Source organism: Burkholderia orbicola, from assembly GCF_900100915.1.
Classification (GTDB): domain Bacteria; phylum Pseudomonadota; class Gammaproteobacteria; order Burkholderiales; family Burkholderiaceae; genus Burkholderia; species Burkholderia orbicola.
Genome location: NZ_FNKW01000002.1, coordinates 67442 through 89630, shown reverse-complemented (window position 1 = coordinate 89630; position 22189 = coordinate 67442). Strand labels below are relative to the sequence as shown.

Annotated in this window: 19 protein-coding genes; 9 read left to right on the top strand and 10 right to left on the bottom strand. The window is 66.3% G+C overall.

The window, feature by feature from the left end:
- Positions 1–9 precede the first annotated feature (9 nt).
- Positions 10–1539, top strand: a complete 1530-nt coding sequence (locus BLS50_RS17300) for a mannitol dehydrogenase family protein (protein WP_074802926.1) — start codon at positions 10–12, stop codon at positions 1537–1539.
- Here BLS50_RS17300 and BLS50_RS17295 read toward each other — a convergent pair.
- Both BLS50_RS17295 and BLS50_RS17290 read right to left on the bottom strand, forming a co-directional pair.
- Positions 1528–3480: an FUSC family protein gene (locus BLS50_RS17295; protein WP_256334222.1), complete on the bottom strand. Its 1953-nt coding sequence runs from the start codon at positions 3478–3480 to the stop codon at positions 1528–1530. The genes BLS50_RS17300 and BLS50_RS17295 overlap by 12 nt on opposite strands.
- A gap of 101 nt (positions 3481–3581) precedes the next feature.
- Positions 3582–4679: a branched-chain amino acid aminotransferase gene (locus BLS50_RS17290; protein WP_011547482.1), complete on the bottom strand. Its 1098-nt coding sequence runs from the start codon at positions 4677–4679 to the stop codon at positions 3582–3584.
- A gap of 182 nt (positions 4680–4861) precedes the next feature.
- On the opposite strand from BLS50_RS17290, the gene BLS50_RS17285 reads away from it, so the two are divergent.
- Positions 4862–5320, top strand: coding sequence for an Lrp/AsnC family transcriptional regulator (locus BLS50_RS17285; RefSeq protein WP_027813017.1), 459 nt, complete (start codon positions 4862–4864; stop codon positions 5318–5320).
- 129 nt (positions 5321–5449) lie between these two features.
- On the opposite strand, the gene BLS50_RS17280 is transcribed toward BLS50_RS17285, so the two are convergent.
- Both BLS50_RS17280 and BLS50_RS17275 read right to left on the bottom strand, forming a co-directional pair.
- On the bottom strand, positions 5450–6439 hold the full coding sequence (locus BLS50_RS17280) for a quinone oxidoreductase family protein (protein WP_074806463.1): 990 nt from the start codon (positions 6437–6439) through the stop codon (positions 5450–5452).
- A gap of 132 nt (positions 6440–6571) precedes the next feature.
- On the bottom strand, positions 6572–7531 hold the full coding sequence (locus BLS50_RS17275) for an aldo/keto reductase (protein WP_074802921.1): 960 nt from the start codon (positions 7529–7531) through the stop codon (positions 6572–6574).
- 218 nt (positions 7532–7749) lie between these two features.
- Here BLS50_RS17275 and BLS50_RS17270 point away from each other — a divergent pair, with 218 nt between their 5' ends.
- Both BLS50_RS17270 and BLS50_RS17265 read left to right on the top strand, forming a co-directional pair.
- Complete coding sequence (locus BLS50_RS17270) at positions 7750–8601, top strand: AraC family transcriptional regulator (protein ID WP_256334061.1); 852 nt, start codon at positions 7750–7752, stop codon at positions 8599–8601.
- Positions 8602–8772: 171 nt separating this feature from the next.
- Positions 8773–9690 carry a LysR family transcriptional regulator gene (locus tag BLS50_RS17265; RefSeq protein WP_074806460.1) on the top strand — a complete coding sequence of 306 codons (918 nt, stop codon included), beginning with the start codon at positions 8773–8775 and terminating at the stop codon, positions 9688–9690.
- On the opposite strand, the gene BLS50_RS35955 is transcribed toward BLS50_RS17265, so the two are convergent.
- Positions 9687–9827, bottom strand: coding sequence for a hypothetical protein (locus BLS50_RS35955; RefSeq protein ID WP_176934239.1), 141 nt, complete (start codon positions 9825–9827; stop codon positions 9687–9689). The genes BLS50_RS17265 and BLS50_RS35955 overlap by 4 nt on opposite strands.
- Before the next feature lie 77 nt (positions 9828–9904).
- Here BLS50_RS35955 and BLS50_RS17260 point away from each other — a divergent pair, with 77 nt between their 5' ends.
- From BLS50_RS17260 to BLS50_RS17250, 3 genes are all read left to right on the top strand, one after another.
- The gene (locus BLS50_RS17260) at positions 9905–10954 is read left to right on the top strand and encodes an Ldh family oxidoreductase (RefSeq protein WP_074802914.1); all 1050 of its coding nucleotides are present in this window, start codon (positions 9905–9907) and stop codon (positions 10952–10954) included.
- Positions 10955–11094: 140 nt separating this feature from the next.
- Positions 11095–12375 carry an MFS transporter gene (locus BLS50_RS17255; RefSeq protein WP_074802911.1) on the top strand — a complete coding sequence of 427 codons (1281 nt, stop codon included), beginning with the start codon at positions 11095–11097 and terminating at the stop codon, positions 12373–12375.
- Positions 12376–12418: 43 nt separating this feature from the next.
- Complete coding sequence (locus BLS50_RS17250; protein ID WP_027813015.1) at positions 12419–13150, top strand: ABC transporter substrate-binding protein; 732 nt, start codon at positions 12419–12421, stop codon at positions 13148–13150.
- Positions 13151–13192: 42 nt separating this feature from the next.
- Here the strand turns inward: BLS50_RS17250 and BLS50_RS17245 are convergent, their stop codons facing one another.
- The 5 genes from BLS50_RS17245 to BLS50_RS17225 form a co-directional block, all read right to left on the bottom strand.
- A complete protein-coding gene (locus BLS50_RS17245; RefSeq protein ID WP_074802907.1) occupies positions 13193–14395 on the bottom strand; it encodes an MFS transporter in 1203 nt (400 codons plus the stop codon).
- A 59-nt stretch (positions 14396–14454) separates the two neighbouring features.
- Positions 14455–15645: a M20 aminoacylase family protein gene (locus BLS50_RS17240; protein WP_074802905.1), complete on the bottom strand. Its 1191-nt coding sequence runs from the start codon at positions 15643–15645 to the stop codon at positions 14455–14457.
- An 83-nt stretch (positions 15646–15728) separates the two neighbouring features.
- On the bottom strand, positions 15729–17063 hold the full coding sequence (locus BLS50_RS17235) for a DUF3100 domain-containing protein (protein ID WP_011547471.1): 1335 nt from the start codon (positions 17061–17063) through the stop codon (positions 15729–15731).
- Between the two features lie 48 nt (positions 17064–17111).
- On the bottom strand, positions 17112–18629 hold the full coding sequence (locus tag BLS50_RS17230) for an aldehyde dehydrogenase family protein (RefSeq protein WP_074802903.1): 1518 nt from the start codon (positions 18627–18629) through the stop codon (positions 17112–17114).
- A gap of 55 nt (positions 18630–18684) precedes the next feature.
- Positions 18685–19572 carry an NAD(P)-dependent oxidoreductase gene (locus tag BLS50_RS17225; protein WP_256334220.1) on the bottom strand — a complete coding sequence of 296 codons (888 nt, stop codon included), beginning with the start codon at positions 19570–19572 and terminating at the stop codon, positions 18685–18687.
- 128 nt (positions 19573–19700) lie between these two features.
- Between BLS50_RS17225 and BLS50_RS17220 the strand changes: the two genes are divergently transcribed.
- Positions 19701–20609, top strand: a complete 909-nt coding sequence (locus BLS50_RS17220; RefSeq protein ID WP_011547469.1) for a LysR family transcriptional regulator — start codon at positions 19701–19703, stop codon at positions 20607–20609.
- A gap of 173 nt (positions 20610–20782) precedes the next feature.
- Positions 20783–21970: a GGDEF domain-containing protein gene (locus BLS50_RS17215; protein ID WP_074802898.1), complete on the top strand. Its 1188-nt coding sequence runs from the start codon at positions 20783–20785 to the stop codon at positions 21968–21970.
- Positions 21971–22189 lie beyond the last annotated feature (219 nt).

The window sequence follows — 22189 nt, the reverse complement described above, 5'->3', positions numbered from 1 at the left end:
CTCGCGATCATGAACGACAACGCATCCCCTCCGGCGCGCGAAGACGACACGCGCCATCCGCTCGCCAATGCAACCCTCGGACGCGCGGCACCGCACGTCGCCGTTCCTGCCTACGACCGCCATCGCCTGACGGCAGGCATCGCGCATATCGGCGTCGGCAACTTCCATCGCGCCCATCAGGCGCGCTACATCGATCATGTGCTGCATCTGCCCGGTCACGAAAAATGGGCAATATGCGGAATCGGACTGGGTAGCGGCCCGGCCTCGGTCGCCAAGGCCGACGCACTTCGCGCGCAGGATTGCCTCTATACGCTGACGGAGTTCTCGAGCGACGGCACGACGGCCGTGCGCGTCATCGGTGCAATGATCGAGTATCTGCACGCACCGGCCGACCCGGAAGCCGTACTGACCCGGCTTGCCGATCCGGCGATCCGGATCGTATCGCTGACCATCACGGAAGGCGGTTACAACCTCGACGAGACGACCGGCGCATTCCGGTTCGATACGCCCGACGTCGCACACGATCTGCTGGGCGGACCGCCCCGTACCGCGTTCGGGTTCATCGTCGAAGCGCTCAGACGGCGTCGAGCCGCCAACGTACTGCCCTTCACCGTGATGTCCTGCGACAATCTGCGCGGTAACGGCGATACCGCGCGACGCGCGGTGCTCGATTTCGCACGGGCGACCGACGTCGATCTCGCCGCCTGGATCGAGCGTTACGTCGCGTTCCCGAACAGCATGGTCGACCGGATCGCGCCCCAGGTGACGGACGCGATCCGCCTGCGCGCCAACCGGTTGTCAGGCTTCGACGACACGGCGCCCGTCGTTGCCGAAACGTTCTCGCAATGGGTGGTCGAGGACAGCTTCAGCGCCGGCCGCCCGTCATTCGACGCAGCGGGCGTCGAATTGCGTGACGACGTCCATGCGTACGAGGCCATGAAGGGGCGCATGCTGAACGCTTCCCACATGTTGCTCGCTTATCCTGCGATTCTGCTCGGACATCGCTTCGTCCACGACGCCATGGCCGATCCCGATCTCGCGGCGCTGCTCGACACCTTCCTTACCCGGGACGTCGGCTCGATCCTCACGCTACCGCACGGCGTGTCCGCACGCGCCTATGCCCGCGATACGCTCGCGCGCTTTCGCAACGCCGCACTGGGCGATCAGTTGCTGCGCGTCGCGCACGACGGCGCGTCGAAGATCCCGGTGTTTCATGAAAAGACCATCGGGGCATTGATCGCGCGTCACGGCGACATGCGCCGTGAAGCGCTGCTGCTGGCCTGTTTCCAGCATTACCTGAAGGGTGTCGACGATCTCGGCAACGCGTTCGCCGTCAGTGAGCCGCAATTCGAGGCAGCGGATCTCGAGCGCGTACGAAGCGGCGCGCCGCTCGCGATCCTCGATTCAAAGCCGTTCGCTCCGCTCGGGCTCGCTTCCAACCCTGAGTTCGTCGAGCTATTCCGCACGATGCAGGCAGCCGTGGCGACACGCAGGACGCGCGACGCCATCCGGCTGGCGCTCGATGCTTCAGATACCTGAATAACGTATCGCTTCCCGAACATCGGAGGCGAGAACGCTGCCATCGGCGCGATGCGAGCGTTCGTCGCCCGTATTTTTTCCGAACAGCGCGTCCTCGAATGCGCGGTTGAGTTCGGTCAACTTCGCGTCGAGCCGCGCCAGTTCCCGATGGGCCGGTAACGGAGGATCGCCGGCTACCGCAAGCGTTCCGTGCCCGACGCTCGCAGCCGCATCGAGTCGCATCGAGCGGCCGTGATCCAGATTGCTGATCAACGCATCGATTCGCGTGACGATGGCTGCGCGCGCAGGCCGCTCGAATGCGACATCCGGGCCACCGGCTTCGACCGGCAGGCGTGTCGCCACGATTCGGCCATACAGCCAGCAGAGCAGCAGCGTGTCCGACAACCGTCGGGCGTCGCCCGACGCACCGAGCATGCGCCACGCAGCCAACGGCCGGATCGCCATGCGCACGTCGTGAAAGCGGCGATCGGCCGCGCGCATCTGCGCCGCGCCCGGCCGCATGCCGTCGTCGCGCTCGTGCACGAGTTCGCGCAGCGCCGCCAACAGCCCGTGCGAGCGCGTCGCAATGTGGCGCGACGCCGCCAGCGGCATCACCAGCAGCGCCGCCGCGAGCGACACCGCGCAGCCGATCAACACCTCGCCGATCCGCAGTTCCGCAAGCGCGCCGATCTCGAACCCCAGTTGCGCATAGACGAGGCCGATCAGCACCGTGAGAAAGAATACGCCGCGCCCATAGGCGTGCAGGATGTGGTACGCCCAGCCAAACACGCACACGCCCATGACGATGACCACGAGTGCATTCGCATGATGAGCCGCGCCGACGACGAGTACGCTCGCGAGCGCGCCGGCGAGCGTCCCGGCGACGCGTTGCGCGCCGCGATAGATCGTGTCCGCGCACGAGTACGTGCCGAAGAACACGACGAACGTGCTGAGCACCGCCCACATCCACCGTTCCGACGACAGCGTCTCGCCGATCAACATTGCGGCGCACGCAGCAGCCGCCGCGCGGATCGCCGGCAACCATGCAAGCGTGCGCCAGCCGGCGGTCCACGGCACCGCGCGCGCGGGCCGCGGCGTCGCGGGCGGCGGTGCGGCGGTGATGCGCGCCGCCAGGCCGTCGGCGACGCTCTCGAAGCGGGCAATCGCGGCACGTAGCGCCGCGGCGGCGGCATCGGTTCGATCGCGGTTCAGCACGCGTCGAGCCGACGCGATCTCCAAGGCGACGAGCGCGGTGTGCAACGCATGCGCGCCGCCTTCATCGCGTGTCGACGCATGATGCTCGAGCGCGATGGCGGCTTCGTTCAGCGCCAGTAAATGGGCCATCGCATCGAGCGCGCCGGCGTCCGACACGTCGCTTCGTGCGATGCACGCCGCGTGCAGCGATACCGAGCGCGCGATGAGCCGTGGCGTGGGCGCCGCGTGCACCGGCAACAGCACGCGGCAGACGAGCACGACGCTTGCCGGGCCGGCGATCGACATCGCCAGCATGTGGCCGGCCTGTAGCGCGGCCGGATGCAGATAAAGACCGAGGTAGTACATGGCGATCGCCAGGAACGCACAGCCGATCGTGCGCGGCCCGCGGGTCTGGCACAGCATCGAACAGAACAGGACGATCACGAACCCCGCCTTGCCGACGGCCGGCCACGCACTCACGCAGGCAGCCGCGGCAAAGCTTGCGCATGCGATGCCGTACTGCCACGCAAGCGACTCATACCAGTCCAGCCGGCGAGCATCGCGCAGGAAGAGTGGCGCGATCATCGAGAACAGGATGCCCACCGCGCCGGTAGTGATCGCAAAACCGAGATGGAGCGCCGACGCAATGCCGAACGCACCGGCCAGCAAGCTCGCCAGCGCGGCGCGCGCACCGCCCAGCAGACGATGCAGACCAGGGTCGACAATGAACAGGCGGTCAATCGCCCGTGACAACGAAACAGCTGACATGATCGAGGAATTCCAGGAGACAGCGCGGCGGCTTCCGGCCGGCATGCCGGTCACGGTTTTCATGACGGCCGTCGCGCGTCGCGAGGGCCGCCGTGCCGAACTCAAAACACGCGGTCTACCCAACCGTGGCGATCGGCTTCGCGCCCGTTCTGGATATCGAGCAGCGCCGCCTTCAGGCGCTGCGTGACCGGCCCCGCGCCACCTTCGCCGATCGTGAAGTCGTACGCTCGGCCCTTCACCCGGCCGATCGCCGTCACGACCGCCGCCGTGCCGCATGCGAACGCCTCGACCAGTCGACCGCTGCGCGCATCCGCCTGCCATTGCTCGATCGTATAGCCCTCCTCCCGCACCGTGTAATTCAGCTCCCGGGCCAGCGTGATCAACGACGCGCGCGTGATGCCCGGCAGAATCGTCCCGTTCAGCGGCGGCGTCTGGATCGACCCGTCGTCGAACACGAAGAACACGTTCATCCCGCCCAGTTCCTCGATCCAGCGGCGTTCGACCGCATCAAGAAACACCACCTGCTCGCAGCCTTCGCGGATCGCCTCCGCCTGTGCAGCCAGGCTCGCCGCATAGTTGCCGCCGCATTTCGCGTCGCCCGTGCCGCCCGGCGCCGCGCGCGTGTAGTGCTCCGACACCCACAACGTGACCCCGGCCGCGCCGCTCTTGAAGTACGCGCCGACCGGCGTCGCGATCACGCAGTACAGGTACTCCGGCGACGGCTTCACGCCGAGCACCGCCTGCGTCGCGATCATGAACGGGCGCAAATACAGCGCCGCACCGTCGAACGCCGGAATCCAGTCGCGATCGGCCCGCACCAGCGCACGGACCGATTCGACGAACATCGCCTCCGGCAACGGCGCCATCGAGAGCCGCTCGGCGGAATGGCGAAAGCGCCGCGCATTCGCGTCGGGACGGAACAACGCCGCGCCGCCGCCCGGCAGCCGGTAGGCTTTCAAGCCCTCGAAAATCTCCTGCGCGTAATGCAGCACGAGCGTGGCCGGATCGAATCGGAACGCTTCGCGCGGCCCGATTTTCGCGTCATGCCACCCTTGTTCCGCCGAGTACCGAATCGTCACCATGTGATCCGTGAAGACCCGGCCGAAACCGGGATCGTCGAGCAGCGCGGCGCGCTCGGCCGCCGGGACGGGATGGGGATTTTGCTCGAATGCGAAGTGCTGGACGGAACCGGTGCTCATTTTTGCCCCTTGATCGGCAGCGGGACCGCCCCGGCTGCTACGGGCCAAAATTTATCGTAGAAAAAATAATTTCAGGTTGCGTGTTCGACCTAAGATGGAAGCGTTTTGGCAATTCAATGCTTCAAAAACCGAACATTCCGGCACTGCATGCCTCAACCGAATAGGTCGGATCAATGACCGCGATCGAACTGGACGAAATGGACCGTCGCATTCTGAGAGCGCTCCAGGAAGATGGGCGCATCCAGAACGTGGAACTGGCGCAGAAAGTGGGCTTGTCGCCGTCACCGTGCCTGCGTCGGGTCAGGCAGTTGGAACAGGCTGGAGTCATCGAGCGCTACACGGCACTGCTCGACGCCTCGAAGATCGGCGCGGGGTTGACCGTGTTCGTCCGTATCTGGCTGACGAGCCAGGACGCGAAAACCGTCGACCATTTCACCGAGGCGGTTCAACGGCTGCCACAGGTGCTCGAGTGCCACTTGATGGCGGGCGATTGCGATTGCCTGCTGCGGGTCGTGACCGCCGACATCGACGCCTATCGGAAACTCCAGATCGACCACTTGACCCGGATCGAAGGCGTGCAGAGCGTGAAGACCGAGATTCCGATGCAGAAGATCAAGCAGACTTCCGTGCTGCCGCTTTGAGCGTGCGCGGCGCTGCGGCAAGCCGTATGTGAAACGCCGTTCCCCTCGGACCGAGGAAGGAGTTGCGCCACCGGTGACGCTTGCGCATCGCCGGCCCGGAGGCTGCGTCGCATGAATGCCCGGTGGGGACTACCCGATGTCCATCACCGCCTTGCCCGACTGGCGGCGTTCCTCGAGGGCGGCGTGCGCGTCCTCGACGTTGTCCAGCGTGTAGCGTTCGTTGATTTCGACATGCAACGCACCCTGCGCGATGGCGGCGAACACGTCGTCGGCGCGGCGCTGCACGGTGATTGCGTCGGCGAGATGATCGGCGAGCCGCGGGCGTGTCAGGAACAACGAGCCGGCTTCGCCAAGTTCGTACGGGTCGAGATCGCTGATCGGGCCGGTCACCGAGCCGTAGTTGACCACCAGCCCGCGCACCCGGGTCGCGCGGAAGCTGTCGCGCAAAGTGGTCTTGCCGACGGCATCGAACACCACGTCCACGCCGCGACCATCGGTCAGTTCGCGGATGCGGTCCGCGAAGCCGCCGTGCTCGTAGAGCAGCACGTGATCCGCACCGCGCGCACGCGCGATCGCGGCCTTGTCGGCCGTGCTCGTGGTGGCGAACACTTCGACACCGCGCCGCTTCGCCAACTGCACCAGCAATTGGCCGATACCGCCCGATGCCGCATGGACGAGGCAGGTCATGCCGGCTTCGAGCTTGCCGACGTCGTCGAGCAGATAATGCGCGGTCGACCCCTGAAAGATCGCTGCTGCGGCGAGATCGTACGCAATGTCGTCCGGGATGCGTGCAAGCCGTGCGGCGGGCACGACGGCATACTGGGCGTATGCACCCCAGACGATGCACCACGCGACGCGATCGCCGGCGCGCACGGACGTGACGCCCGGCCCGACCTCGACGACCTCCCCCGCGCCCTCCATGCCGAGCGTGCACGGAATCCGCACGGGATAGGTGCGCGAATCGCGGTACTTCCCCTGTCGCGTATGAACGTCCATGAAGTTGATGCCGGCCGCGACCACACGCACCAGCACTTCGCCCGCGCCCGGCTTCGGCACGTCGATATCCACTCGACGCAACACGTCGGGGCCGCCGTATTCATGAATCTGAATGGCTCGCATGAGCATGTCTCCTTCGTTTGATCACGTTTGAACGAAATGCGCGTCTGGTCGCGGCGCATCGACGAAACGGTGCGTCGACGCGGGACGGCACGACGTCGGCATCGACGTCGACGACGATCGCGAGCACGGCATTCAGACTTGCATCTCGTGTTCCCACCAGCCGCGCGTGTTCACATCGGCAGCATCGGCGAGCGCTTCCAGCTCGGCGATTTCGTCGGCGGCAAGCGTGATGCGGCCGGCTCGAACCAGACCATCGACATGATCGGGCCGGGTCACGCCGATGATCGGCGTCGTTCCCTTGGCGACCGCCCAGGCCACCGCGACATCAGGCGCTGCCGCACCCCGCTTCCGACCGATCGCGGAGAGCGTGTCCGTCAGCGCTTTCAGCCGAGGCAGCATGCGATTGTAGGTCTGCGCCCGGTTGCTGCCTTCCGGCAAAGGATGCGCCGGACCGTACTTGCCGCTCAGCGCGCCCTGCTCGAGCACCATATAGGCGAAGAACGGGATGCCGCGATCGCGGCAATAGTCGAGGATGCCGGCGCGCTCGGAATCGCGGTAAAGCAGACTGTAGTGGTTCTGGATCGCTTCGACCCGAAACCCGGCTTCGCGGAGAATCCGGTCGGCCCGTTCGATTTCGCCCAGGTTGTGATTCGAGACGCCGACGTGCTTGATCTTCCCGCTCTCGAGCAATGGAACCAGGTGCGGTGTCCACCGTGCCACATCGGCCGGATTGTGAATCCAGTAGAGGTCGACGTAATCCGTACCGAGGCGGGCCAGACTCTGCTCCAGCATGTCCGCCACCGGATCGGCGCCGGTTCCCGCGGCCTGCGGGGTGAATTTCGTGGAAAGCCGGTAGTCGCTGCGCGCGAAGCGCTTCAGCACTTCGCCGAGTACGGTTTCTGAACGGCCCATGCCGTACACCATGGCGGTGTCCCAGAGGCAGAATCCGGCCGCATGTGCCTTGTCGGCGACCGCTTCCAGGCCAGCCCGCGTGAGGCTGCTGCCGAAGTAGCCATTGCCCGCCTCGCCGCTGTCGCCCCAGGCCCACGTGCCCAGTGCAATCGTGGGGGGCTTCGGATTGTCGATTGTCATATGCGTTCCCTATTCGTTTCGCGGCCGGGTTTGCCGTGCCCCGGCTGCCGCTCACACTGTGATGCGCGGCGTCGCCGAACCGTTAGCCTGATATCCCGAAATAGCTGCACGATCCTCCAGAAACAGGTTCGCATTGCCGCCCTTCCGCGCGGCATGCGATAGTCGGATGCATGGAAACCTTGACTGAAATCGCTTCCGTGATTGCCCGGCACGTGTCGATGGACGGCTTCCAGGCCACCCCGATCGAGCGGATGACGCTCGTTCGATCCTCCACGGTGACGATGCCGATGCCGAATGTTTACCGGCCGCAACTCTGTCTCGTCGCGCAGGGACACAAGGAGGTCACGCTGCACGACCGTGTCTTGAAATATGCGCCTGGGCGCTACGGAGTCGTGACCTACGATCTGCCGGCAACCGGCCGCGTGGTCGATGCGACGCCCGACAAACCCTACCTGTGCCTGTACCTCGATTTCGATCCGGTCATGCTGGCGGATCTGGCGCTGCGCGTGCCGCCATTACCGGAAGCGCCATCCCCGCCCGTCGGCAAGACGGTGTCCGACGCCGGCGCCGCGCTGCTCGATGCGGCGCTGCGCCTGCTGCGGCTGCTCGACAATCCGGCAGCGCTGCCCGTGCTCGGGCCGCTTGCCGAACAGGAAATCCTCTATCACCTGCTCGCCGGCCCCGACGGCGCCAGGATGCGCCACATTACCGCCAGCCAGGGCCGGGTGGCTCAGGTCGGTCGCGCCATCGCATGGCTCGGCAAGCATTTCCGGGAACGGTTCAGCATCGATCGGCTTGCCGCGGAAGCGGGCATGAGCCCGTCGAGTCTGCACGCGCATTTTCGCGCGGTGACGGCGATGACGCCGCTGCAGTTCCAGAAGCAACTCAGGCTGCAGCAAGCGCGCAGCCTGATGCTGGTCCACGACATCGACGTCACGACCGCCGCCATCCGCGTGGGTTACGAGAGCCCGTCGCAGTTCAGTCGCGAATATCGCCGCCACTTTGGAGAATCGCCGGCACGCGACATCACTCGCTTGCGCGCTTCGGCGGATTCGGCAAGGATCACTTGAGCCGGCCGCCCGGCCGACCTCGCTGCGTGCCGGGCACCGGGCAGCATGGGAATGGCGCGCCGCAAGACAGGCCGATCGCGCCGGCGAATTCGTGTGCCGCACGCACGAATTGACAGCCCCCCATCGGCACACCGAAACTGAGCATCCCTTTCCCTCGCTGTGGTCATCGGCATGAATTTCGAGATATCGGATTTGCGGGCCTTCGTGGCGACGGCCGACCTCGGCAGCTTTCGCGCGGCGGCCGACACGTTGCATCTGTCGGCGTCCGCGCTGTCGCGCCGGATAGAAAAACTCGAAGAGGTGCTGGGCGTCAGACTGTTCGAGCGAACCACGCGGAAGATGGACCTGACGATCGTCGGCCGCGGGTTTCTCGAGCGCGCTCACCGCATCCTCAACGAGGTCGACAACTCGATGCTCGAGTTCGACGATCTCGCACGCAAGATGACCGGCGAACTCACGGTCGCGTGCGTGCCATCGGCGGTGCGCTACTTCCTGCCGGAAACCATCGCAACCTATCATCAGCGCTACCCGGGCATTCGCCTGCGTCTCATCGACGAGCCGTCGTCGATGGTTTTTCTCGCCGTCGCGCGTGGGGAAGCCGATTTCGGCCTGACTTACGTCGGCACGGAAGAGCCGGACATCGAATTCACGCCGCTGCTCGACGACCCTTTCGTGCTCGCTTGCCCGCGCAGTCATCCGCTTGCCAAACGCAAATCCGTCGCGTGGGCGGAGCTCGCCAGCCTCGAGTATTTGGCCATCGCACAAGGCAGCGGCAATCGCGCGGTCATAGACGAGGCGCTGGCAGGCGTCGCCGAGCGGCCCAAATGGTTCTGCGAGGTACGCCACGTGCCCGCGCTCGTGAGTCTGATCGAAGCGGGCCTGGGTGTCGGTGTCGTGCCTCGACTCGCGATGCCCCGCCGCCCGCACAAGGTACTTGCGAGCGTCGCGCTCGTCGATCCGCCGATCCGGCGAACGCTGGGTGTCATCCAGCGGCGCGGCCGCGGGTTGTCCTCCGCGGGCCGCTTCTTCCTTCAGCTGTTGACGGAGATGCGTGCACCCGGTGTGCCTCCCGCAAGCGCGGCCGCTTAGGCGAAGCGCCGGCCCTCGGCTTCGGGCGGCACGGCAAAGCCTTCGCGGGCATCCGGTGGTTGGTTCGATTCGTGCGCATGACGCACCAATCGAACGAAAATATGCGTTTGTTGCGTGAACCGCTCCTGCTCGATCATGTGCGAAACGCAAGCGTCGTGCTATTCGCAGCCGCTTGAACCGCACGGTTTTCAAATCGAAGGAGACAACGCGTTCCATGACACATTCCACTCCCACCCACGGCATCGTCAGCAAGGCACATCTGACCGAGCTGACCATCGAAGCACTCTGCGCGCTCGGCCTGACGCGCACCGATGCGACCGACACCGCCACGATCCTCGTGCTTGCCGATTTGTTCGGTCTGCGTACGCACGGCACGAGCCGTATCGAATCGTACGGCTCGCGCCTGCGCATCGGCGGCATCAATCCCGCACCGTCGATCACCACCGAACAGGTGGCGCCGGCCCTTTACCGCCTCGACGGCGACAACGGCATCGGCCCGCTCGTCGGCCATCGCGCACTCGATCTGGCGATGACGGCCGCACGCGAACAAGGCATTGCCTGTGTGTTCGTGCGCGGCAGCAATCACTTCGGCCCCGTCTCCCCCTATTCGTACCTCGCGGCGATGCAGGGCTTCGCCAGCATCATCGGCAGTAACGCGACGACGACGATCGCGCCGTGGGGCGGCACCGACGCCCGCCTGGGCAACAGTCCCGTCGGCTTTGGCGTCCCGAACCCGAATGGTCGTCCGTTCATGCTCGACATGGCGATCAGCGTCGCGGCACGGGCGAAGATCCGCAACGCGCTCAAGCGCGGCGAACCGATTCCCGGCGACTGGGCCACCGACGCGCAAGGCAAACCGACCACCGATCCGAAAGCCGCGCTCGACGGCTTTCTGCTGCCGATCGGCGGCCACAAGGGCTACGGCCTCGCACTGGTGGTCGACCTGTTCGCGGGGCTGCTTTCCGGAGCGGCATATCTCACGCACGTCAAGTCGTGGGAGGACGACCCTGAACAACCGCAGAATCTCGGCCACTTCTTCATTCTCATCGATACGACCCGGCTCGGCAGCACCGGGTGGCTCGCCGCGCACATGGCCGATTACGCGGCGATCCTGCACGGCTCCAAACCCGCCGATCCGGAGGCGCCCGTGATCGTGCCCGGCGAGATCGAACTCGGTCGCCTGGAACGCCAGATGGCGGAAGGTATCGATATCGGCGCGGCACAGCTCGCGATGCTGGAAGCGACCGCCCGTCCGCGGCGCTGAACGCCGCGTTCGCGAGCGTGGCCCGCCACGCTCGCGCCGTTCCGAACGCACGGCGCGGCAGCGAACCGACAAGCGACGGACCGGATAGCGCATTCGAGCGCACGGCCGTCAAGCACATAACAAGCTCCAGGGAGCGACAGGTGACAAACATTCGATGGCGCATCGTCCTGCTGCTGTTCATCGCAGGCTTCATCAATTATCTCGACCGTGCGGCGCTGTCCGTCGCCGCCCCCGCCGTCATGCGGGAACTGCATATGTCGCCGAGCAGCCTCGGGCTGTTGTTCTCGACGTTCTTCATCGGCTACGCGGCATTCAATTTCATCGGGGGATGGGCGGCGGATCGCTGGGGCGGCAAGCGCGTCTTCTCCGGGGCAGTCCTGACGTGGTCGTTGCTATGCGGCGCAACCGGTCTTGCCAGCGGCTTCGGCTCGCTGCTGGCAGTCCGCACGCTGTTCGGCATGGCCGAAGGCCCGCTCGCGACGACGATCAACAAGATCGTGAACAACTGGTTTCCGCACAAGGAATCGGCGACCGCATTCGGCTTCGCGAATTGCGGCCTGCCGCTGGGCGGCGCGGTTGCAGGGCCGGTCGTCGGCCTGCTGACGGCCGCTTACGGCTGGCGCGTCGCGTTCGCCGGAATCGCGTGTTTCGGCTTGCTCTGGCTGGTGTTCTGGGTGTTCATGGCGACCGACAAGCCGCATCAGCATCCACGCGTATCCGATGACGAACGCCGGCTGATCGAATCCGACCGAAGCGTCCCGGAAAGCCCGTCGGACCTGCGGCCCCTCGGCTTCTACCTGAAGCAGCCCGCCATTCTCGCGGCGATGATTTCGTACTTCGGTTACAGCTACATCCTGTTTTTCTTTCTCACCTGGTTCCCGACCTTTCTGACGATGGACCGTCATCTGAGCCTGAAAAGCATGAGTCTCGCGACGGTGCTGCCCTGGCTGCTGGGGTTCATCGGCTACGGACTGAGCGGCGTGCTGTCCGATCTGATCTTTCGCCGCACGGGCAACGCACTGCTCGCGCGCAAGCGGGTATTGATCGCCTGTCTCGGCACGGCAGGCGTGTGCGTCACGCTGGCCGGCGCCGTGACCACGACGCTCGGTGCGCTGCTGTTGATGGCCGTTGCGGTGTTTGCCCTTTATCTGAGCGGCAGCGCCTATTGGGCGCTGATTCAGGACACGATCCCCGGCCCGAAACTCGGCAGTGTCGGCGGCTGCGTACACGCGATCGCCAACTGCGCGGGTATCGTCGGCCCGGCTGCCACCGGCTTTCTCGTGCAGGAAAGCCATACGTTCTTCAGCGCGTTCTTTCTCGCGGGCGGTATTGCGCTCGCCAGCGTGCTGGCCGTCGCGATACTGCTGAGGCCCCGAGCGCTCGCGCAACGCGAGTCGAGCGATGCACGGGTCTGCGGCTGAAGGTCCGTGCCCCCCATGAATTTCTTTTCTTCACGCTATCGACATGAAACCCGATCCATCCGTCATTCGCGCACTCACACCCACCGGCAAGCTGCGGGCATCGATCAACCTCGGGAATCCCATTCTCGCGGGCAAGGACGCATCGGGCGAACCGGCCGGTGTGTCGGTCGACCTGGCGCGCGCCTTTGCCGCAACGCTCGGCGTGGCACTTGAACTCGTGGTGCTCGACGCGGCCGGCAAGTCCGTCCAGGCGGTCAGCGACGAGCGGGCAGACGTCGGCTTCTTCGCCATCGATCCACGACGAGGAGAAACCATCGCGTTTACCGATCCGTACGTTTTGATCGAAGGCTATTACATGGTGCGCGATGAATCGTCGATTCGCGCCAACGACGATGTCGACCAGCCGTCGATCCGCGTGGCAGTTGGTGAGGGAAGCGCTTACGATTTGTTCCTGACGCGCGAGTTGAAGCATGCGCGGATCGTGCGGGCACCGACGTCTCCGACCGTCGTCCGGACGTTCCTCGACGAGGGCCTGGAAGTCGCCGCCGGCGTCAAGCAACAGCTCGAGGCAGACGCACGTCAAGCGCCTGGCCTGCGTTTGCTCGACGAGCGATTCATGGTGATCCGTCAGGCGATGGGTTTGCCGAAAAGCCGCGGTGCGGCGGCAGCCGACACGTTGCGGGCCTTCGTCGAGGAAGCGAAGGCATCCGGGTTCGTCGCCGAGGCACTCGCGCGGCACAAGATTACCGGCGCGTCGGTCGCGCCCGCTGCGTAGGCCGATGCGGCCCATGCGTCGTCGGCTTGGGCGTCAGTCGCGTCAGTCCGAAACACGCGCGGCCGATCGCGTCCGCGCCGCGCCGACGGCAACGATCGCGCCACCCAGTATCGCCATGCCGATCGACGTCAGCGTCACGACGAGCGCCACGCGCCCGCGGCCGGAGAAGAGCCCCACGAGCAGCCCGGCAAGCGGCTGCGTCGCGTTGTTCAGCAGGACGATGACGCCCGTCGTCTTGCCATAGTCCCGAGGGGGGATGATCGCCTGCCGTGCGCTGCGGATGTACACGTTGAACATCTTGTCGAAACCGACGACCATCAGGAAACCGGCAACGTACATCGCGATCGAACCCGACAGGCCCATCACGAGGCCGCCGGCCGCGATCGCGACGAATGCGACGATGCCGAGCCGCACGCGCGATACCTCGATACGCGCGACGAACAACAGGATCACGACCGTCGCGACGGCGCCCGCGACCTGCAGCCCCGCATAGAAACCGCCCGACTGCCGAAACGTACCGGTGACCATCGCAGCCGACGTCGCCAGTGTCGTCCCGATCACGAGGTTTTCCGCCGCCGCGAGCAGGACCAGCCGCGAGAGCCCCGGCAGCGTGAGGACATGCGTCAGCGCCACGCCGAACGGCGCATACCACGGCCCCACCGCGTGCTCGGGACGCGCAATGCGCGCCGTGCTGCTGCGTTGCCATACGAACGCCAACAGATCCGCCGCGACGAACAGTAGCGCCGCGCAAGCGACGCCCCACTCCCAGGTGCGCCATCCCAGCAGCGCCGCCGCGACGATCGGCCCGAGCACGACGCCCGACTGATCGGCGAGCTGCGTATGGGCCAGCACTTTCTCGAAGCGCTGCAGCGGAAAAATCTGCGGCAGCAGCACCTCCCGGGCGACGAGACCCTGGCTCGTGAGTACGCCGCATACGGCGGACAGCGCGATCAGCCAGCCGATTCCGCTCCAGGCGACATAGCCGACGATGCCGATCAGGCAGGCGACGGCCCGGCTGGCCTGGCTCATTCGCAGCACGCGAATCGGCGACACGCGGTCGCTCAGTGCACCGCAGATCGGGAAGGCAATGAATCGCGGGAGCGTTTCGATGAAAAAAGCGAGCCCGGACCACGTCGCTTGCCGAGTGACCTGAAAGACGACGAGCGGCACCAGAAAGAGCAGCATCTGGTCCGCAAGACGCGCCAGAAAGAGAGAACCCAGAAAGGCTGGCTGATCGACGCGCATCACGCGTATGCCCCTGCAAGATTGGTCGGAACGCGTCCGAGTATGCCAGCACCGCCTCCCTACCGCGCCAGAACCCGCTCCACCAGCCTCACGAAATAACTCGCTCCCACCGGCAACAATGCATCGTTGAAGTCGTAACTGGCGTTATGCAGCAGGCAAGGACCGCCGCCATGCCCGTGCACGCGATGATCGCCCACCCCATTCCCGAGGAACGCATAACAACCCGGCTTCTCGCGCAGCATGAACGAGAAATCCTCCGCTGCCATGGTCGGATCGACGGCCGCGTTCACATGCGCGTCGCCCACCAGCTCGCGCATCACCGCTACCGCCACTGCTGTCTGTTCGGCATCGTTCACGGTAGCCGGATACTGGCGCTGGAAATCCACCTCGCTCTCGCAATCGAAGGCCGCGGCCGTCGCGGCCACCACCGCGCGCATGCGCGTCTCGATCAGGTCGAGCGTCGCATCGGAGAAGGTCCGCACCGTGCCGCCGAGCCAGGCGTCTGTCGGCACCACGTTCATCGCCTCGCCCGCATGCACCTGCGTGACCGACAGCACCGCGCCGTCGATCGGATTGCGGTTACGCGTGACGATCCCCTGCAGGGCGCTCAGCACCTGCCCCGCCGCGAACACCGGATCGCGGCCCAGGTGCGGCATGGCCGCGTGGCAGCCGGCCCCGCGCAAGGTGATCCGGAACAGGCTGGTCGAGGCCATCAGCGGCCCGGGCCGCACCGCGAAATCGCCGGCCGCGATGCCGGGCCAGTTGTGCAGCCCGAACACGGCATCCACCGGGAAACGCTCGAACAGGCCGTCCTCGATCATCGCGCGCGCGCCGCCGCCCGCTTCCTCGGCCGGCTGGAAGAACAACTGCACGGTGCCGTCGAATTCGCCGTGCCGCGCCAGATGGCGCGCGGCCCCCAGCAGCATGGTGGTGTGTCCGTCGTGGCCGCACGCATGCATCGCGCCGGGCACCGTCGAACGATGCGCGAAGGTGTTGGCCTCCTGCACGGGCAGCGCATCCATGTCGGCGCGCAGGCCGATCGCACGCGCGCTGCCGCCGCGCTTCAAGGTGCCGACCACGCCGGTGCGGCCCACGCCGCGCGTGACGGCGTAACCCCATTGCTCGAGCCGCTCGGCGACAAGTTCGGCGGTGCGGTACACGTCGTAACCCACCTCGGGATGGGCATGGATATCGCGGCGGATCGCCGTCAGTTCGTCGGCGTGCGCGACGATGGAATCGATCAGTTTCATGCGGAGGGAAGCACTTTTGCGGTCGTCGCGGCGTGGCGTGGCGGCGGGCCGCTCCATGCCGCCCGCCGCCGCGCCGCGAGACGTCAGATATGGAACAGCTGCGCCACCAGGGTCGCGCCGATGAAGGTGCCGGCATTGGCCACGAAGGACACCAGCACGATGCGCCAGCCGAGCCGGCGGAAGGCCGGGATGTCCTTGGCGATCGACAACCCCGCGAACACCAGCATCGGCGTGGTTACGCCGAGGAAATCGTTGTGCGAGCTGAGCGCGGCGATCTGCGAAGCCCACGGGGACCACGGCGAGGTCAGGAACATCGCCACCACCGATACCCAGCAGACCGCCGGAATCCGCCGCCCCGTCACGCGCGCCAGCGCGTCGCCGACGATCGTCGCGCCCACCATGATCGCGATCCCCGGCAGTCCCGCCAGCGGCGTGGTGCCGTGGGCGATCCAGTCGCACACCAGCGCCATCGCGGCCGTCACGATCCACGCGAGCAGCTTGCCGCCGTAGCCGAGCGCGGGCGCCTCGGTCCGCACCTCGCCCAGCGACGGGCTGGCCGCCTCGGGCTGCGCCGATGCCTTGGTGGTGCGGCCGATCAGCGGCTCCAGCACGCGATAGCCCCAGACCGCGAGCGGCAGCGAGATGAACAGCGTGAAGTAGGTACCGATGGTGGTGGTGATCAGGTTGCTGGCCGCGGCGAACGCGAGCACCGATTTCGCCGTCTCCGGGTCCTGCTGCGCGGCGATCGCGCCCGAGGCGGCCGCCATCATGCTGCCCGAGCCGACGCCCGAACCCATCGCCAGCGCGAGCGGATCGAAGATGCCGAGGCTGCTCACGAAACCCGCGAACACGGCGATGAACACCGCGCCGAACACGGTGCCGGTCAGGTACTCGGCCAGCACGCCGCGCCCCTCGGCCGAATCCATCCCGTACTTCTCGCCGATGATCGCCAGGCTCGGCTCGCGGCCCACCGAGAAGGTCGCGCCGATCGCCTCGCGCTTGATGCCGAGCAGCAACGCGAGCGGCAGGCCGAGCAGGATGGTGCCGACGAAGTGACCGAATTCCTGGAAGGCCAGCGCCCAGCCCGCCGACGCCAGCTTGGGCAGCGCGCTGCCCACCATCAGCCCGAGCTTGGAGACGAACAGCAGCAGCGCCGGCTGCAGGATCGCGGCCGCGAAGAACTGGTCGGGCACGCTCAGGCGCGCGCTGCTGTTCCAGCGCGCGCTGGCCAGCCCCACCGCGGCGCCGAGCAGCAGCGCCCAGATCATCGGCAGCAGCACGACCTTGCCCGGTCCGAGCTTGAACGTGAACGAGCCGATCCATTCGGCGACCAGCAAAATGCCGGCCGCGTAAAGCAGGACCTTGGCGGTGGCCGCGCCGCCCAGCTCGCGGCGCTCGATACCCAGTGCGTGTTCCATGACGAATCTCCCCTTGAAGCCCGGCTGCCGTCGCATGCGGGCCGGTGATTACAGATAACCGAACGCGGTGGGCGGCGCTTCCGCCGTCTCGACCCACACGCTCTTGGTCTGCGTGTATTCGTACAACGCCTCGACCCCGCTCGAGCGGCCGTAGCCGCTCATGCCGTAGCCGCCGAACGGCGACGCCACGTTGATGGTCTTGTAGCCGTTGACCCAGAAAGTACCGGCATTCACCTGCGCGGCCACGCGATGCGCGCGCGCCACGTCGGTGGTCCACGCCGCGCCGGCCAGGCCGAAGTCGGTGTCGTTGGCGATCGCGATCGCCTCCTCCTCGGTGTCGAACGGGATGGCGGCCACCACCGGCCCGAAGATCTCGGTGCGCGCCACCTCCATCGCGTTCGACACGCCGGCCAGCACGGTGGGCGCGACGAAGTAGCCGCCGCGGCCCGCCTCGACGCGCTCGGCCGAGCCGCTGGCGAGCGTGGCGCCCGCCGCCACGCCGTTCGCGATCATCGACATCACGTGGTCGTACTGTTTGCGATTGTTGATCGGGCCCACCTCGGTCGCCTCGTCGAGCGGCGCGCCGACACGGATCTTCTTCGCGCCCGCAGCCACCATCGCGACGAATTCGTCGTAGACGGCGCGCTGTACCAGCAGACGCGAGCCAGCCACACAGCTCTGGCCCGCGCCGGCGAAGATCGCCGCCTGCGCGGTCAGCGCGGCGCGCTTGAGGTCGGCATCAGCGAACACGATATTGGCCGACTTGCCGCCCAGCTCCAGCACGCACGGCAGCACGCGGCGCGCGGCGGCCTCGGCGATGCGCGCGCCGGTGGCCGGCGAGCCGACGAACACCACCTTGCTCACCACGCGATGCGCGATCGCGGCCTGCCCGGCGGTGTGACCGAAGCCGGCCAGCACGTTGACCAGGCCGCGCGGCAGCCCGGCCCGCTCGCCGAGCCTGGCGACCGCCAGCGACGTGAAGGGCGTGAGCTCCGAGGGCTTGAGCAGCACGCCGTTGCCCATCGCCACCGCGGGCGCCACCTGCCAGCCGCAGGTGAACACCGGCGCGTTCCACGGCGTGATCTGCAGCACCACGCCGGCCGGCTCGCGGCGCGTGTAGTTGAGGTGCGAGGTCGGCACCGGGATCACGCTCCCGTAGAACTTGTCGGTCCAGCCCGCGTAGTACTCGAACATCTCGGCGACCTTCGCCACCTCGCCCCGGCAGTCGCGGATCGGCTTGCCCGAGCCCAGCGCCTCCAGCCGCGCGATCGCCTCGGCCTCGGCGCGGATCGCGCGCGCCACCTCCTGCATCACGCGGCCACGCGCGGCATGCGTGAGCGCCCACCATTCGCGCTGCGCGCGGCGTGCGCTTTCGGCGGCATGGTCGACAACGGCTGCGCCGGCGTCGCGATAGGCGAGCGTGGCCTCGCCCGTCGCCGCATCGTAAAGCTGGATCGTGTCGCCCTGGCCGGCGACGAGCTCGCCGTCGATATACGAGCCGATCGTGGCGGCACCGGGGAAGAAGTGCGCGAAAGCGGCGAGCAACTGGTCTGCGTGCTGGGTCATGTCAGATTTCCGTGTAGGTGAGTCGAGCGGGATCGTGGCGCGGGCTGCCCCCGCCTCAGGCCGGGTCGACGAAGTCGACGATGCGGTTGAAGTCCTCGCCGTCGGCGACGGAACCCTCGCTGGCCGCCCACACGCGCGCCGCCTCGCGCGCCACCGGCGCGACGCTGTCGAACTGGTCGAGCAGCCCGAGCGCGAGCCGCACGTCCTTGCGCATCAGCTTCATCGTGAAACCGGAATCGAACTTGCCGTTGAAGATCCAGGTCGGGTAGTTGGTCAGCGTCGCGCTATTGCGGCCGGAGCCGCCGTTGAGCGCCTCGACCAGCTTTTCCGGATCGACGCCGGCCGCGCGCGCGGTGCGCACCGCCTCGCTGGCGACCAGCAGGTGCACGCCGGTCAGCAGGTTGTTGAGCAGCTTGGTGACGTGGCCGGCGCCCACCGGCCCCACATGCACGCGCTTGGCGCTGATCGCCGCGAGGATCGGCTCGATGGCCGCGATATCGCTGTCCGAGCCGCCCAGCACCATGGTCATGGTGGCGGTGGCCGCGCCCTTCGGGCCACCGCTCACCGGGCCGTCGACGAAGCCGATGCCGCGTTCGGCCAAAGCCGCCGCCACGCGCCGCGTGCTGTCCGGATCGGCCGTGGTGGTGTCGATCACGACGGAGCCCGGTTTCGCGTTCTCGAGCACGCCGCCCGCGCCCAGCACCACCGCCTCGACTACCGCCGAGGTCGGCAGCGATAGCAGCAGCACGTCGGCGTCGCGCGCGATTTCGGCCACCGAATCGCGCGCCGACAGCACCGCCTGTTCGGCCAGCGCGAGCGCCACGCCCGGCGCCGCGTCGTAGCCGAGCACCGTGTAGTCGCCGCGCCGCAGCGAACCCGCCATGCCGCGCCCCATGTTGCCCAGACCGATCACGCCCACCGTTTTCATCCGACGACTCCTGATAGCTGTTGGTTCGAGGCCGGCTCGCCAGCTTGCGCCTGCCTTGCATGGCTACGATGTTCGGTCCGGCGATCCGTATAATCAATCAACGCCAATATTGATATTGTTCTCTTTTTTAGAACACTCGAATCATGAGCGATACCCTGACCGACAGCCGCATCGTCTATTTCTACGAGGCCGTGCGTTGCGGCACGATCCGCGCCGCGGCCGACTGGCTCGACGTGGCGCCCTCGGCCGTGAGCCGCCAGATCGGGCTGCTGGAGAAGGAGCTCGACGCCACCCTGGTGGAGCGCCACGCGCGCGGCGTGACGCCCACCGAGGCGGGACGGTGCGTGATCGAGTATTTCCGCGAGCAGCTCGCGCACCGCGACGACCTGATCTCGCGCCTGCAGGAGCTGCGCGGGCTCAAGACCGGCCAGGTCAGCCTGGTGCTCGGCGAGGGCTTCGTCTCGGATCTGCTGGCCGGGCCCATGCAGCAGTTCTGCCGGCAGTTCCCCGGAATCCGCGTCAACCTCGACGTGGGCAGCACCAACGACGTGATCCGCAAGATCTCGAACGACGAAGGCGAGATCGGCCTGGTGTACAACCCGCCCAGCGAACCCAAGCTGGTGTCGCGCGCGTCGAAGCGGCAGCCGATGATGGCGATCGTCGGCCCCGACTTCCCGCGCCGCAGCCACAAGGTGCTGACGGTGCAGCAGCTCGCCACCTACCCGCTGGCGGCCACTCACCCGTCCTACGGCACGCGGCAGATGATGGAAGCCGTGGAATACGCCGAGCGCGTACGGCTCGCGCCGATCATCACCACCAATTCCTTCGCGATCCTGAAGGAGTTCGTGAAATCCGGGCTCGGTATCTCGGTGATGCCGGCCTTCGCGGTGACGGCCGAGCTGCAGGCCAGGGAGCTGTTCGCGATCGACATCGCGCATCCGATCCTCGAGAACGCCGAAGCGCACATGGTCACGCGCGTGGGCCGCAAGCTGTCGGTGGCCGCCAACAAGATGCTGCAGATGATGACGGGGCAGATGCGGGCGTTTCGTTAGGGGGGCCTGCCCTGGCTCCTCCTCGCGACGCCTGGCCACCCCTGTCGGAAACACGGATTCTCGCCGCTGGCGATCTGGACCAGACTTTTTTCAAGAATTCGACGCTTCTGCCGTTATCTCGGTATTCCCTCAACTTTTCCTCCTCGTGGCGGGGACGCGCCTTGGCGTCGGCAATGACAGTCGATCTAGCTACCCTCTACCTCCTGGCGATCGGAACCTTGCTTGCCAGTTCCGCCATGACGTACTGGGAACATATTTCACATCCCAAGCGCGGCAACGAACTGCGAATGCTGGCGATTGGATATGCGGCACTCGGAGGCGGCTGCGCGCTGGCGGCATTTCGGCGCGAACTGCTGGGCGCCGCCGGCGCCGCCGTAAGCAACCTCGTGATTCTGGGTGGCTATCTGCTGGTTCTGCACGCCGTCGCCCTGTTCAATGGCCGACGGTATGTCAGAAGCTCAATGGGTTTGCTTCTCCTGATGGGGCTGACATGGACGGCCTCTACGGCGTCCTCTCAGACGGTCATCTGGCTCTATGTCAGCGCAGTCCCGATCGCGCTCGTCTCCGCCATGACGGCCCTCGAGCTCACGCGACGCGATGGCATTCCAGCGGTTCAATCCCGACGCGTCGCGGTGGCGGTGACGGGAATCCACGCCCTGTTCTATGCCACCAGAGCATTCGCGCTGCCATGGCTGATCTCGGTCTTTGGAGCCGGCGCACAATCGATTGCCAGCAAAATCACCATGTACGAAGGGGTCCTTTATTCCGTTATTTTGCCGATGACGTTGCTCCGCCTGACACGGGAAGAAATTCATGGCGAGCTCTTGCAGGAGTCCCGTACCGACTACCTGACTCGCCTGGGTAATCGCCGGCTGTTTTTCGAAGAGGGGGAGCGGGTTATCCACGAGCACGGGATACGTGGGCTACCGGTCACGCTCCTTGCATTCGATCTCGATCAATTCAAGAGAATCAATGATCGCTTCGGGCACAAAACCGGCGACGAGGTATTGAAGTCATTCGCGGATACGGTTCGATCCGTTGTCGACGCAGAGACGAGCGTGGTTCTCGCGCGCATCGGCGGCGAAGAATTCGCTGCGCTGCTGCCGGGTTACGACACCCGCCGCGCAAGCACGGTGGCAGAGACCGTCGCCAACCGGTTTGCGGCGATATCGCATGGCGCTGACGACAATCGCATTCGCGCTACCGTAAGCATTGGCCTGGCCGAGTCGGATCATGAGACGGCTTCGCTTACCCACTTGCTCTCCATTGCCGACCAGGCACTGTATCGAGCAAAATCGCTCGGCGGCAATCGGCTCGTCCACGCAACGGACGAACCCACGGAACATGCAGCGGTATTTTGAAAGAATAGCGAGTGCTCGCGCCAGGCTTCGATTTTTCTTCCAGTTTGATTGGGCGGCGTCGCCGACCCCGCCGTAGCAGTTGCTACGACAACGCTCCCCTCGAACCCTCTGGGAACGCTGAAGAATGAACCGGTTTATCATCAACGCTTCCTACGCATGATCCCGATCATGTCGCTGCCTAGCCCGTTGGCCTTCACGAATTCCGTCCGACCTCATGCA